The sequence below is a fragment of the Methylobacterium tardum genome, from assembly GCF_023546765.1.
Classification (GTDB): domain Bacteria; phylum Pseudomonadota; class Alphaproteobacteria; order Rhizobiales; family Beijerinckiaceae; genus Methylobacterium; species Methylobacterium tardum.
The window spans coordinates 6,415,512-6,428,153 of the sequence record NZ_CP097484.1; the positions used below are offsets into that span (position 1 = coordinate 6,415,512).

General features: G+C 70.1%; 10 protein-coding genes and 2 pseudogenes. 6 read left to right on the plus strand and 6 right to left on the minus strand.

The annotated features are described in order from the left end of the window. Positions 1–36 precede the first annotated feature (36 nt). The 4 genes and pseudogenes from M6G65_RS30735 to M6G65_RS30750 all read left to right on the plus strand — a co-directional run bounded on the left by M6G65_RS30735 (position 37) and on the right by M6G65_RS30750 (position 4,866). Entirely contained in the window at positions 37–693 is a 657-nt protein-coding gene (locus M6G65_RS30735) for a TetR/AcrR family transcriptional regulator C-terminal domain-containing protein (RefSeq protein ID WP_238193931.1), read from the plus strand. A gap of 12 nt (positions 694–705) precedes the next feature. Beyond that, a complete protein-coding gene (gene ilvC / locus M6G65_RS30740; protein ID WP_250103286.1) occupies positions 706–1,725 on the plus strand; it encodes a ketol-acid reductoisomerase in 1,020 nt (339 codons plus the stop codon). A gap of 165 nt (positions 1,726–1,890) precedes the next feature. After that, on the plus strand, positions 1,891–2,544 hold the full coding sequence (locus M6G65_RS30745; protein ID WP_238193933.1) for a pyridoxamine 5'-phosphate oxidase family protein: 654 nt from the start codon (positions 1,891–1,893) through the stop codon (positions 2,542–2,544). A gap of 246 nt (positions 2,545–2,790) precedes the next feature. Beyond that, positions 2,791–4,866: pseudogene (locus tag M6G65_RS30750) on the plus strand (methyl-accepting chemotaxis protein). A gap of 12 nt (positions 4,867–4,878) precedes the next feature. Here M6G65_RS30750 and tam read toward each other — a convergent pair. The 5 genes and pseudogenes from tam to M6G65_RS30775 form a co-directional block, all read right to left on the minus strand. After that, a pseudogene (tam, locus tag M6G65_RS30755) lies at positions 4,879–5,675 on the minus strand (trans-aconitate 2-methyltransferase). A 23-nt stretch (positions 5,676–5,698) separates the two neighbouring features. Then, the gene (locus M6G65_RS30760; protein ID WP_238193934.1) at positions 5,699–6,400 is read right to left on the minus strand and encodes a haloacid dehalogenase type II; all 702 of its coding nucleotides are present in this window, start codon (positions 6,398–6,400) and stop codon (positions 5,699–5,701) included. Beyond that, the gene (trpS, locus tag M6G65_RS30765) at positions 6,397–7,461 is read right to left on the minus strand and encodes a tryptophan--tRNA ligase (RefSeq protein ID WP_238193936.1); all 1,065 of its coding nucleotides are present in this window, start codon (positions 7,459–7,461) and stop codon (positions 6,397–6,399) included. The genes M6G65_RS30760 and trpS overlap by 4 nt, the downstream gene beginning before the upstream one ends. A 93-nt stretch (positions 7,462–7,554) precedes the next feature. Beyond that, the gene (locus M6G65_RS30770; protein WP_238193937.1) at positions 7,555–8,316 is read right to left on the minus strand and encodes an endonuclease III domain-containing protein; all 762 of its coding nucleotides are present in this window, start codon (positions 8,314–8,316) and stop codon (positions 7,555–7,557) included. A gap of 244 nt (positions 8,317–8,560) precedes the next feature. Next, a complete protein-coding gene (locus M6G65_RS30775) occupies positions 8,561–9,304 on the minus strand; it encodes a GyrI-like domain-containing protein (RefSeq protein WP_238193939.1) in 744 nt (247 codons plus the stop codon). Between the two features lie 197 nt (positions 9,305–9,501). On the opposite strand from M6G65_RS30775, the gene dapF reads away from it, so the two are divergent. After that, a complete protein-coding gene (dapF, locus tag M6G65_RS30780) occupies positions 9,502–10,389 on the plus strand; it encodes a diaminopimelate epimerase (RefSeq protein WP_192706522.1) in 888 nt (295 codons plus the stop codon). After that, entirely contained in the window at positions 10,389–11,615 is a 1,227-nt protein-coding gene (gene mtaB / locus M6G65_RS30785; protein WP_238193941.1) for a tRNA (N(6)-L-threonylcarbamoyladenosine(37)-C(2))-methylthiotransferase MtaB, read from the plus strand. The genes dapF and mtaB overlap by 1 nt, the downstream gene beginning before the upstream one ends. A 326-nt stretch (positions 11,616–11,941) precedes the next feature. Here the strand turns inward: mtaB and M6G65_RS30790 are convergent, their stop codons facing one another. Then, complete coding sequence (locus M6G65_RS30790; RefSeq protein ID WP_250103287.1) at positions 11,942–12,616, minus strand: RluA family pseudouridine synthase; 675 nt, start codon at positions 12,614–12,616, stop codon at positions 11,942–11,944. Positions 12,617–12,642 lie beyond the last annotated feature (26 nt).

The window sequence follows — 12,642 nt, forward strand, 5'->3', positions numbered from 1 at the left end:
AGAGCGCGTACCGTACGGTACGGTACGCCATTCGAGATGATGCAGGCGAGCGCCACAGCAGAGCAGGACGCCCCGTCGGCACGCCAGCAGGCGGTGCTGGATGCCGTGCTCGGCCTCATGGTCGAGGACGGCGAGCAAGTCACCATGGACGCCGTCGCGCGCCGGGCGAGCTGCTCGAAGGAGACGCTCTACAAGTGGTTCGGCGACCGCGACGGGTTGCTGACCGCAACGGTGCGCTGGCAGGCCTCCCGGGTCCATGCCGGGCACGACGCCGCACAGGTGCTCGATGGCGCGACCTTGCGGGAGCGCCTGCAGGACTTCGCCGTGACGTGGCTGGAGGTCATCACCGGCCCGACCTCGGTGGCGCTGAACCGCATCGCCATCGCGCATGCGGGCTCGCGCAAGAGCAACCTCGGCGGCATCGTGCTCGCGAACGGCCGCTTTGCCATCGGCGAGCGGGTCAAGCCCGTGCTGGAGGCGGGGCGCGCCGCCGGCCTGCTGGCCTTCGCCGACAGTGAGACCGCCTTCCGCACCTTCTTCGGCCTCGTCGGCCGGGATATCCAGATCCGACTTCTGCTCGGCGAGACCCTCGACCTCGACGGGGCCGAGATCCGGCGCGATGCGGGCCGCGCCGTCGAGCAGTTCCTGGCCCTTTACGGCCGGGCCAAACCCGACCCGAACCACCAAGGCTAAGAGGAGACAGACATGCGGGTGTATTACGATCGCGACGCCGACCTGAACCTGATCAAGGGTAAGAAGGTCGCCATCGTCGGCTACGGCAGCCAGGGCCACGCCCACGCGCTCAACCTGCGCGATTCGGGCGTGAAGGACATCGTCATCGCGCTGCGCGAAGGCTCCGCCACCGCCAAGAAGGCCGAGCACGAGGGCTTCAAGGTTCTCTCGGTCGCCGAGGCCGCCAAGTGGGCCGACGTGGTGATGATGCTCACCCCCGACGAGCTGCAGGGTGACATCTACCGCGAGTCCCTCGAGGGCAACATGAAGCAGGGCGCCGCGCTCCTGTTCGCCCACGGCCTCAACGTCCACTTCAACCTGATCGAGCCGCGCAAGGATCTCGACGTCCTGATGGTCGCCCCGAAGGGCCCGGGCCACACCGTGCGCTCCGAGTACCTCCGCGGCGGCGGCGTGCCGACCCTGATCGCCATCGCGCAGGACGCCTCCGGCAACGCCCACGATCTCGGCCTGTCGTACGCCTCGGCGAACGGCGGCGGCCGCGCCGGCATCATCGAGACGACCTTCAAGGAGGAGTGCGAGACCGACCTGTTCGGCGAGCAGGCCGTGCTCTGCGGCGGCCTCGCCGAGCTGATCAAGGCCGGCTTCGAGACCCTGGTCGAGGCGGGCTACGCCCCCGAGATGGCCTATTTCGAGTGCCTCCACGAGGTGAAGCTGATCGTCGACCTCATCTACGAGGGCGGCATCGCCAACATGAACTACTCGATCTCCAACACGGCCGAGTACGGCGAGTACGTCACCGGCCCGCGCATCGTCACGCCCGAGACCAAGGCCGAGATGAAGCGCGTGCTCAACGACATCCAGTCGGGCATCTTCACCCGCAACTGGATGCTGGAGAACCGGGTCAACCAGACCTCGTTCAAGGCGACCCGCGCCAAGCTCGCCGCCCACCCGATCGAGGAGGTCGGCGCCAAGCTCCGCGGCATGATGCCGTGGATCTCCGAGAAGGCGCTGGTCGACAAGACCCGCAACTGATCGCTTCGGATCGCGCGGCCGGGCTCTGCTTGGCCGCGCTGGGGGCCGGTCGCGCGAAGGCGCGGCCGGCCCTTCGCGTTTCAGGTTGTCCGGCACCGGACATCCCGGCCATAAGCCCGGCAGCGGTCTCGCCTGCACGAGGACCGGCAAACGGAGAGGACACCCATGGCATCGCTCTATTCCGACGCGCACCGGGCGCTGCAGGAGGAGTTCGGCACCACCAAGCTCGCCGTGCGTCTTGACGAGGATTGGGTCCACGAGAGCATCCAGCCGGAGGAGGGCGCCTTCATCGGCTCCCGCGACATGTTCTTCCTCTCGACCGTTGATCCCGACGGCATGCCGACCGTCTCCTACAAGGGCGGCCCCATGGGTTTCGTGAAGGTGCTCGACGCCAGCACGCTGGTGTTCCCGGGCTTCGACGGCAACGGCATGTTCTACTCGATGGGCAACATCGAGGGTCAGGCCAAGGTCGGTCTGCTGTTCATCGACTTCGAGACGCCGCACCGCATCCGCGTTCAGGGCCACGCCACGCTGCTGCGCGACGACGCGCTGATGGCTGAGTACACCGAGGCCAAGTACCTCGTGAAGGTCGCGGTGACGAAGATCTGGGTCAATTGCCCGCGCTACATCCACAAGTACAAGAAGCTCGAGCAGAACAAGTACGTCCCAAGACCCGGTCGCGAGACGCCGCTCGCCGCGTGGAAGCGTCTCGACCTTGCGGGCGATGTCATCAGTGATGCCGACAAGGCGCGGGTTGCCCAGGAAGGCAAGCTGGACGTGTCCGAGTACGAGGCGCTGGTCGCACGCGGCGAAGCCTGAGGGAAAGCTGCCGGCCGCCGGATCCCACCGGGCGGCCGGCGAACTCGCTTCTTCGGCCGTTTTCAAAAAATTTGCTTTGAATTAGTCGATCATGTAGCCCTCATCGGCAGTAAACTTGCAGTTTATATTGTGTAATTGATCTGTGGCTATGCATTGTGTTCGTAGCGTTGACGGCGGCAAACGGGTTAGATAGCGTAGAAATGACCGGCGAAAGCCTCATAATCTACGTGCGGACGCTTATCCGAAATGTTCTCGCTTCCGCTCCGCGTCGCAATCATATGCAGTGTCTTGATCGCCGCGATTTTTGCGGCCGGAACAACGTTCCTGATCCGCCGGATAAACTCTGCTTTTGAGGAACAGACGGCAAGGATCCAGTCGGAAACGCTGTCGAGTGAGGCGCGCGACGTCCGGCTTCGTCTCTCTGCCGCAGCCAAGACCGCCGAGAGCCTCGCGGTTGCAGCGTCGGCCCTGCGCGCCGGCGGGATCCGGGATCGGGCGGTCTACGATGCGACGCTGCGCGAGCTGCTGCGCGCCAACCCCGACCTGATCGCGACCTGGACGGGCTGGGAGCCGAATGCCCTGGATGGGCGGGACCGCGAGTTCGCCGGCACGGCATCCTCGGACGCGAGCGGCCGCTTCATGCCGTACTGGAACCGCGGCAGCGGCACGATCAAGCGGGAGGTTCTCACCGGCTACGAGACCGAGCCGGACGGCGCCTATTACCTTCAGCCCAAGAAGCTCAACCGTCTGGTGGCCATCGAGCCCTACATCTACCCGGTCGCCGGGAAGGACATCGTCATGATGTCGTTCGGCGCGCCGATCAGCGTGGACGGCGCATATCTCGGCACGGCCGGCGTCGACATCGACCTCGGATCCCTGAACCGGGCGCTCGGAGCGGTGAAGCCGTTCGGAACCGGCTACCTGGCCGTCGTCTCGGCGAGCGGGACGACCGTGGCGCACCCGACCGGCGAAGCCGCCGGGAAGCCGCTGCAGACCTTCGACGCCTCCGCCGCCGCCGTCGCCAAGCAGGCGATCGCGGCGGGCGCGAATGTGGTCGCCGATGCGCCCGGCCCGGATGGCGCGCCGTGGCGCTACATGGCGCAGCATATCCAGGCCGGCGAGACGCCCGATCGATGGGCCATCGTGGTCGCGGTGCCGGTCGCGACCCTGACGTCCGCGGAGGATCGGGCCCGCGCGATGTTGATCGGTATCTCGGTCCTCTGCGTGCTGATCGGGTGCGCGGCCTTCCTCGGCGTGCTGCACCGCCTCGTCGGGACGCCGATCCGCAGCCTCGGCAGAACGATCGGCGACATGGCGGCGGGGAACTACGAGGCGCGCGTACCCGAGGCGCGGCGCCGCGATGAGGTCGGGCTCGTCGGACGCGCCGTCCTGAGCCTGCGCGACGCGCTCCGCGCCCAGGCCGACGCCGACGCCCGGAACCGCGCGGCCGCCCTGGCCCAGACCGAGGAGGAACGCCGGCGTGCGACCGCCGAGCTGGCGGACGCGTTCGAACACGCGGTCGGCGGCATCGTCGGCTCGGTCACGGCGGCGGCCACCGAGTTGCAGGCCACGGCGCGCGGCTTGGCCGATACGGCCTCGGAGACCGCCAGCCAGTCGACCACCGTCGCGGCCGGAGCCGAGGAGGCGGCCTCCAACGTCCGCGCCGCAGCCTCGGCGGCCGAGGAACTCGGCAGCTCCGTGCAGGAGATCGGACGGCAAGTTCAGGGATCCGCGCGGCTCGCGCAGGCTGCGGCCGACGAGGCGGCCCAGACGGTCAGGCTGGTGGAGGATCTGAACGCGGCGGTGATCAAGATCGGCGACGTGGTGGCCCTGATTCATGGAATCGCCGGCCAGACCAATTTGCTGGCCCTCAACGCCACCATCGACGCGGCCCGGGCCGGGGAGGCCGGAAGAGGCTTCGCGGTGGTGGCCGCCGAGGTCAAGGAACTGGCTGGCCAGACCGCGAAGGCCACCGAAGAGATCTCGGGCCACATCGCCCGCGTTCAGGCCTCCACCGGCTAGGCCGTGTCGGCGATCGGCAGCATCACGGGGCGCGTCGGTGAGATCAGCGGGGTGGCGACAACGATCGCTGCCGCGGTGCAGGAACAGGACGCTGCGACCCAGGAGATCGTGCGCAACGTGACCCAGGCCGCCGCCGGCACGGGCGAGGTGACGACCAACATCTCCCGGGTGGCCGGCGCTGCCGACATGACCGGCGCGGCCGCCAATCAGGTGCTGGCTTCGTCCTCCGACCTGTCCCGGCAATCCGAGCACCTGAGTGCCGAGGTGAGCCGTTTTCTCGGCACGGTGCGCGCGGCCTGAAGGAGCGGGCTGCTACCCCGGTTTGCGTGCCACGATGAACACCCGCGGGAAGGCGAGAAGGCGCCGGCCGTCGCTCCGGAGCAAATAGCCTTCTGCGATGGCGCGCTCATAGGCGGCCAGGAAGCGGGGCTTTTGATCTGTGTCGAGCGGATCGAGGAAGGGCCGGAGGCCGGTCGCGCTGACCCACTCGACGATGGCGGCGGCATCCGCCATGCGGTGGTGGTAGGTCGTGCGCCAGACGTCGACCTCGGCAGCGTGGGGGGCCAGCAGATCGTAATAGGCGGTCGGCTCCAGCATCCGGCCGAGGCGGCCGGCCACGGCCGGATCGCCGATGGCCGCTGACCATGGGCCCGCGCCGGCGACCTCGCGCATCAGCCGGTGCGAGGGCTCTGCGAGGTTGTCGGGCATCTGCACGGCCAGCACACCGCCCGGAGCGAGGAGGCCGAACAGCTGCGGCAGCAGGGTCGCGTGGTCGGGCAACCATTGCAGGACGGCGTTGGCGAAGATCAGGTCCGGCGCGCGCTCGGGCATCCAGGTCGCGGCATCAGCCAGCGCGAAGGCGAGATCGGGGAGCCGGGCGCGGGCGCTCTGGCGCGGGCGCTCTCCAGCATGGCCGGCGAGGTGTCGAGGCCGATCACCTCCGCGTCGGGGTAGCGCGCCGCGATCAGTGCTGTGGAATTGCCGGGGCCGCAGCCGAGATCGACGGCCAGAACCGGTGCGTCGAGGGGTACGCGGGCGAGGAGTTCGGCCGCCGGTCGCGTCCGCTCGTCCTCGAAGCGGGTGTAGAGGGCGGGGTTCCAATCAGCCATCTGAACCCTCCGGTGTGTCCGCCTCAGCAGCCGAGCTGGTCGGCGAGATCCGCCAGGTCCCGTGCCGCGTGGGTGACCGGCACCGTCGGCGCGGTCTCGCCGCCGGCCGGACCGTGTTCGTGCGGGCGGGCGATGTGGGCGGTCGACAAGCCGTGGCTCGCCGCCGCCGCGAGGTCGTTGGAATGAGCGGCGACCATCATGGTCTCCCCGGCCGCAAAGCCGAAGGCCGCGACAGCATCGCGGTAGAGCGCCGGCTTCGGCTTGTAGTCGCGGGAATAGCCGGCCCCGAGAATGGCGTCGAAGATCAGGCCGTTTCGGCGGGCGAGATCGGCCATCAGCCGGACATGACCGTTGGAGTTCGGCGCCAGGAGGTGCTTCTCCCGCAGCCGCCGCAGCGCGTCCGGCACCTCGGGCCACGCGTCGAGCCGGTGCCAGGCCTGGATCAGCTCCCGTTGCACGGCCTCGGAGACGCCCGTGATGCCGAACTGCGCCAGCACGTCGGGCAGCGACTCGGCCTGGAGCGTGTCGAGGTCGACGAAGGGTCGAGCGCCGGAGCGCACCGTCTCCATCGACGGGTTGTAGCGCGCCCGCCACGCGTCCGCGAAGGCGCCGGCATCGAGGTTCGGCGCGACGGGCGCCAGCAGCCGCGCCGCCTCGCGGGCGACTCCGGAGCGCCAGTCGACCAGCGTCCCGAAGACGTCGAAGACCAGCGCCCGGACGGTCACCGCACCGCCTGGAGGCTGGGACCGCGCCGGACGAAGCCGACGATGTCCTTGACCGCGTCGAGGGTCTGCGCCGCGATGGTCTCGGCCCGGGCGCCGCCGTCGGCCAGCACGGCGTCGATATGGCCAGGATCGGCGGTGAGGCGGCGCATCTCCCCGGCGATCGGCGCGAGGCTCGTCACCGCGAGGTCGGCGAGCGCCGGCTTGAAGGTCGAGAACTGCGCCCCGCCGAAATCGCGCAGCACGTCCTCCCGGGTGATGCCGGCCAGTGCCGCATAGATCCCCACGAGGTTGTCGGCTTCCGGTCGCTCCTTCAGGCCCGCCACCTCGGAGGGCAGGGGTTCAGGGTCGGTCTTGGCCCGGCGGATCTTCTGGGCAATGGCGTCCGCGTCGTCCGTGAGGTTGATGCGGGCGTTGTCGGACGGGTCCGACTTCGACATCTTCTTGGTGCCGTCACGCAGCGACATGACCCGGGCGGCCGGGCCGCCGATCAGCGGCTCGGTGATCGGGAAGAACGCGTCGCCGTGGCCGTGCGCCGTGATCGATCCCGAGAAATCGGTGTTGAACTTCTGGGCGATGTCCCGGGTCAGCTCCAAGTGCTGCTTCTGGTCCTCGCCGACGGGCACGTGCGTCGCCCGGTAGGCCAGGATGTCGGCGGCCATCAGCACCGGGTAGTCGTACAGGCCGATCGAGGCGTTCTCCCGGTCCTTGCCGGCCTTCTCCTTGAACTGGGTCATGCGGTTCAGCCAGCCGAGGCGGGCGACGCAGTTGAACACCCAGGCGAGCTCGGCGTGCTGCGGCACCTGGCTCTGGTTGAACACGATCGAGCGCTTGGGATCGATGCCGGCGGCGAGAAAGGCGGCCGTGACCTCGCGGATCTGGCCGCGCAGCGCCTCGGGATCCTGCCAGACGGTGATCGCGTGCAGGTCGACCACGCAGTAGAGGCACTGCGCGTCGCGTTCCTGCATCTCCACGAAGCGCTTCACCGCCCCAAGGTAATTGCCGAGGTGCAGGTTGCCGGTGGGCTGGACGCCCGAGAAGACCAATTCGGTGAACGCGGCCATCGGCGCCGATCCTGAGCAAAGTAAGGCCGGGGCTCAGCGCCGTCCGGGCGCGGGGTTACTCGCACCCGTAGGCCGGACCGGTCAAGGATTCGCTCAGGGCTCCCGCGTGGGCCGCTTCGCGCTCGGGCAGAGATCGACCAAGACGCAGCGTCCGCAGGCCGGGCGATGATGGTGGCAGACCTGCTGGCCATGGAGCATCAGGATCTCGTGATTGTCGTAGAGGTCCTGGGCGCTCCAGTCGGCAGGGAGCTGCGCCCGCAAGATCGGGTGCGACGGGCCGACATCGACGGTCTTGCCGATCAGCCCGAGGCGCTGGGCGACCCGGTGATGGTGGCTGTCCACCGGCAGGGCCGGCATCCGCAGGGTGGAGAAGGACAGGACCGCCGCGCTGGTCTTCGGCCCGACGCCCGGGATCGCCTGCAGCCACGCCCGCGCGGCCTCGACTTCCATGTCGGCCAGGAAGGCGAGGTCGAGGCTGCCGCACCGGTCGCGCAGCGCCCGGAGCACGTCGCGGATGCGCGGCGCCTTCAGCTCCGGCCAGGTCACACCCGCGATGGCGGCCTCGATCTCCGGTACGTCCGCGTCGATCACCGCCTCCCAGTCGGGGAAGCGCGCCCGCAGCGCCTTGAAGGCCCGGCCGGATTCGGCGTTGCGCGTCCGATGCGACAGGAGCGAGGAGACGAGTTCGCTGACCGGATCGAGGCTGTGGAAGTACGGGATCGGGCAGCCGTAGACCGGGCAGAGGCGCGCGTGGATGACGAGCGCCTTCTCGGCGAGCGAGGGATCCGTGACGGCGGGGGCCGCCTTGCGGCGCGGACGCGGGACAGTCGCGGATCTGATGTCGGCGGCGGGCATGTCGGGCGAATCCGCGAGCCGATGCCCCTGTTCCTGCCGTGGCGGGGTAGCGGCGATCTGTCCGCCTCGTCGGGTTCGCACGCCGGAGAGGCTTCGCCGCTCGCGCGTCTCAGGCGGAAAGCGCGGCCACCGACAGCGTGTGACCTTCCCCCTCTCCTGCATGAGAGAGGGGACCCGCGCTCAATCCCGAAGCGGTCGTCGCAGTCGGGTGCGGCGCCGCAGACCGGCGCCGGATGGCGGCCGCCTATTTCACCAGGGCGTAGATGTTCACGTCGAGGTTGTCGTCGGTGCTGTCCTTGAGGTCGGTGGCGTATTCCTCGACGAACCGGTCCTGCACGACGATGTCCTTGGCATCGAGATAGGCGGTCAGCGTCTCGTAGGTACTGTCGATCGACTCGTACGATCCCTTGTGGGCGAAGCGCAGCGCCTTGCCGGAGGGCGTGGTGCCGAAGCGCAGCCCGTCGGTCTCGGCCGGTGCCGGGTTGGGGGCGGACGCCACCGGGATCATCGCCTCGAACTCGAAGCCGTCATCGTCGGTGCGGGTGAAGACCGCCAGCGGCCGGCCGGCCGGCGCGACGCCGATCTTGGCGAGGTCGGCCTCGATCCGCGCGAAGGCCTGTTTGAGGTTCGGAACCGCCTCTTCCCACTTGGTCTTGCCGGACAGGATCGCGGCCGGCTTGGCGGGCAGGGTGACCTCGTCGACGTCGCCGGGCTCGCCGGCCTTCTCGAGGAGCGTCGGCCGCGCGGGCGTTCCCACGGCGGACTGGCCCGCGGGCGGAGGCGCCACCGATTGTTGGGGCGCCGGGGCCGGGCTCTTGCCCGGGTCGGGCACCGGGTTCGGCGCCGTCGTCGTCGGCAGCGGATTCGTCTGGGCCGGCGCGGGCGCCGTGGATGGCGGGGGTGCGGGCTGCTGTTGGGCGACGATCGGGCCGCCGGACGCGAGCACGAGAGCAGCCGAGAGGGCGACGAGCGGACGAAGGCGGATCACGGTGGGCGCTCCGGTCGAGGCCAGCGGATGATCGCGCGGGCTCCCGGCGCATAACCTAATGGCGAACGGGACGGCCCGCGAGACCGCCGCGGACGAGAGCTGCAGGTGCGGCGCATCTGCCACGCTGCGCGTTCCCCTCGCGCTCGGGGACCGCTTTTGCCATATAGCCCGCCACCTCCCTCTCGTTGCGGGACCGCATGAGCGCACTCGCCCACAGACGCTTCCTGAAGATGCACGGCGCCGGCAACGCGATCGTGGTGCTGGACCTGCGCGGGTCCTCGGTGACGGTGCGGCCCGAGGAAGCGCGGGCGATCGCGCAGGATCCGGGGTCGAGCTTCGACCAGCTGATGGTGCTGCACGATCCCGTGAGCCGGGGCACCGATGCGTTCATGCGGATCTACAACACCGACGGCTCGGAATCGGGCGCTTGCGGCAACGGCACGCGCTGTGTCGCCTACGCGATGCTCGACGACCCGGCCATGGCCCGGCCCGCCGAGGGCGGTCGGCTGACCCTTGAGACGGCGGCCGGTCTTCTCGGCGTGCGCCGCGTCTCCGAGCGCGCCTTCACGGTTGATATGGGTCGGCCGCGGCTCGCCTGGGACGAGATCCCCCTGTCCGAGCCGTTCCCCGACACCCGCCGGATCGAGCTGCAGATCGGCCCGATCGACGATCCGATCCTGCATTCGCCGGGTGCCGTGAACATGGGCAACCCGCACGCTGTGTTCTTCGTGGAGCAGGATCCGGACAGCTTCGACCTCGCCCGGATCGGCCCGATGCTGGAGAACCACCCGCTGTTTCCGGAGCGCGCCAACATCTCGGTGGCGCAGGTCACGGGCCGCGAGACGATCAAGCTCCGCGTCTGGGAGCGGGGGGCCGGGCTGACGCTCGCCTGCGGCACGGCCGCCTGCGCCACCGTCGTGGCCGCCTCGCGGCTCCGCATGATCGGCCGGCAGGCGCATGTCGCGCTGCCGGGCGGCGAATTGTTCGTCGAATGGCGCGCCGACGACCACGTCCTGATGACCGGCCCGGTCGCGCTCGTCGCCGAGGGCACCCTGGCGCCGGAGCTGTTCGACAGCGCGGCCTGATGACGGTCGAGACCCTGACCTTCGGCTGCCGCCTCAACACCGTCGAGTCCGAGGCCCTGCGGGCCCACGCGGCGGCGGACGGGCGAGACCGGGTGGTGGTGAACACTTGCGCGGTGACCACCGAGGCCGGGCGTCAGGCCCGGAAGGCGATCCGGCGCATCGCCCGGGAGCGGCCCGGGGCAGAAATCGTCGTCACCGGCTGCGGCGCCGAGGTCGAGACCGAGGCCTACGCGGCGATGCCCGAGGTGTCGCGCCTCGTCGGCAACAGCGAGAAGCTCCGCCCCGAGGGATGGACGGCGGCCGGCACGGGACCGGGTGCGGTGATGGCGGCGCGGACGGCCGAGCCGACGCGGATCGAGGCCATCGCCGGGCATACCCGCGCGTTCGTGCCGGTGCAGAACGGTTGCGACCATCGCTGCACCTTCTGCGTCATCCCCTTCGGCCGTGGGAATTCCCGCTCCGTGCCGGCGGCCGACGTCATCGCGCAGATCGCGCGGATCGTGGACCATGGCGGCCGCGAGGTGGTGCTGACCGGGGTGGATCTCACGGCCTATGGCCGCGACCTTCCCGGGCCCCCGCTCAGCCTCGGTACCCTGGTCCGGCGGATCCTGCGCGCGGTGCCGGGCCTCGCGCGCCTGCGCCTGTCCTCCATCGATTCCGTGGAGGCGGACGCGGCGCTGCTCGCCGCCATTGCCGAGGAGGAGCGGCTGATGCCGCACCTGCACCTGTCATTGCAGGCCGGCGACGATCTCATCCTCAAGCGGATGAAGCGCCGGCATCTGCGCGCCGACGCGATCCGCTTCTGCGAGACGGTGCGGCGGCTCAGGCCCGACATGGTATTCGGCGCGGATCTGATCGCCGGCTTTCCCACCGAGACCGAGGCGCAGTTCGACCGCTCCGTCGATCTCGTGGCGGAATGCGGCCTGACGCACCTGCACGTCTTTCCGTATTCCCCCCGTCCCGGAACGCCCGCAGCGCGCATGCCGCCGGTGGCCGCAGAGGCGATCCGCGCACGGGCGGCGCGGCTGCGCGAGGCCGGAGTTGATGCCCTTCGGCGGCACCTCGACGCTCAGGTCGGCCGCCGCCTGACGGTTCTGGCGGAGCGCGGCGGCGTGGGGCGGAGCGCGGATTTCACCGCAGTGCGCCTCGCCGCGCCCGAAGCCGCGGGGACGTTCCACAACGTCGCCATCGCGGGGCACGACGGTACGCGGCTCATCGCCGCCTAGCGCGCGGCCTGGGCTTGAGTGAGTACGCAATCAACTTCGTCATTCCGGGTCCGCTCAGCGGAGCCCGGAATCCAGAGCCGCGGTGTCGTCAGGACGCTCCTCCATACCGCGATCACGCTGTGGTTCTGGGTTCCGGGCTCTCGCCTGCGGCGAGCCCCGGAACGACAGTGCCGAAGCGCAGGAGGGTTGCAGACGGAGGACCGAACCTGCCTATCGCGGCCCCAACCGTTCGTCCTCGCGAGCGGAGCGAAGCCATCCAGCGGCGCCATGTTCCCGCCGTCGCGCTGCCCGCGCTCACGGTGCTGCGCGCATGATGACGGTGAGGTTCAGGCGCGCATTCCGCCCACTACCTCTGCGATGTGCGGCGGTGGCGGCGCCGTCACGGTGATCGCGTCGCGCTTCGGGTAGAGCGGGATCGAGAGGGTCTGCGCGTGGAGGTGCAGGGCGCTGCCGCGCGGCGCGGTGCCGTAGATCGCGTCGCCGCGGATCGGCCAGCCCGAGGCGGCGCAATGGACCCGGAGCTGGTGGGTGCGCCCTGTCACCGGCTTCAGCTCCAGCCAAGTCCGACCGTCCGACCGCCCGAGCACGCGCCAGTAGGTCAGCGCCGGGTCCCCCGCCGGGTCGGCCTTCATCCACCACGAGCGCGGATCGTCCGAGCGCCGCGCCAGCGGCAGGTCGATGCGGCCGCTCTCCTCGGACGGACCGCCCTCGGCGATCGCCCAGTAGGTCTTGTCGACGGCGCTGCCGGCGAACAGCTTGCCCAGCCGCGCCAGCGCCTTGGCGTGGCGGCCCAGCGCGAGGCAGCCCGACGTGTCCCGGTCGAGCCGGTGCGCGGCTTCGGGCCGGCGGGGCAGGCCGAACCGAAGCGCGTCGAGATGATCGGTGAGCGTCTCGCCGCCGCGCGGGCCCGGATGGACCGGCAGGCCCGCCGGCTTGTCGATGACGAGCAGCAGGGCATCGCGGTAGAGGAGGCGCGCGCCTATGTCGAAGGCGTTGAGCATCCGGATCGGCTAGAGGGTCGGCGCCG

Coding starts and splice junctions, on each gene's coding strand:
- M6G65_RS30735 (WP_238193931.1), top strand. CDS start 37: ATGATGCAGGCGAGCGCCACAGCAGAGCAGGACGCCCCGTCGGCACGC.
- ilvC (WP_250103286.1), top strand. CDS start 706: ATGCGGGTGTATTACGATCGCGACGCCGACCTGAACCTGATCAAGGGT.
- M6G65_RS30745 (WP_238193933.1), top strand. CDS start 1,891: ATGGCATCGCTCTATTCCGACGCGCACCGGGCGCTGCAGGAGGAGTTC.
- trpS (WP_238193936.1), bottom strand. CDS start 7,461: ATGGCCGCGTTCACCGAATTGGTCTTCTCGGGCGTCCAGCCCACCGGC.
- M6G65_RS30770 (WP_238193937.1), bottom strand. CDS start 8,316: ATGCCCGCCGCCGACATCAGATCCGCGACTGTCCCGCGTCCGCGCCGC.
- dapF (WP_192706522.1), top strand. CDS start 9,502: ATGAGCGCACTCGCCCACAGACGCTTCCTGAAGATGCACGGCGCCGGC.
- mtaB (WP_238193941.1), top strand. CDS start 10,389: ATGACGGTCGAGACCCTGACCTTCGGCTGCCGCCTCAACACCGTCGAG.
- M6G65_RS30790 (WP_250103287.1), bottom strand. CDS start 12,616: ATGCTCAACGCCTTCGACATAGGCGCGCGCCTCCTCTACCGCGATGCC.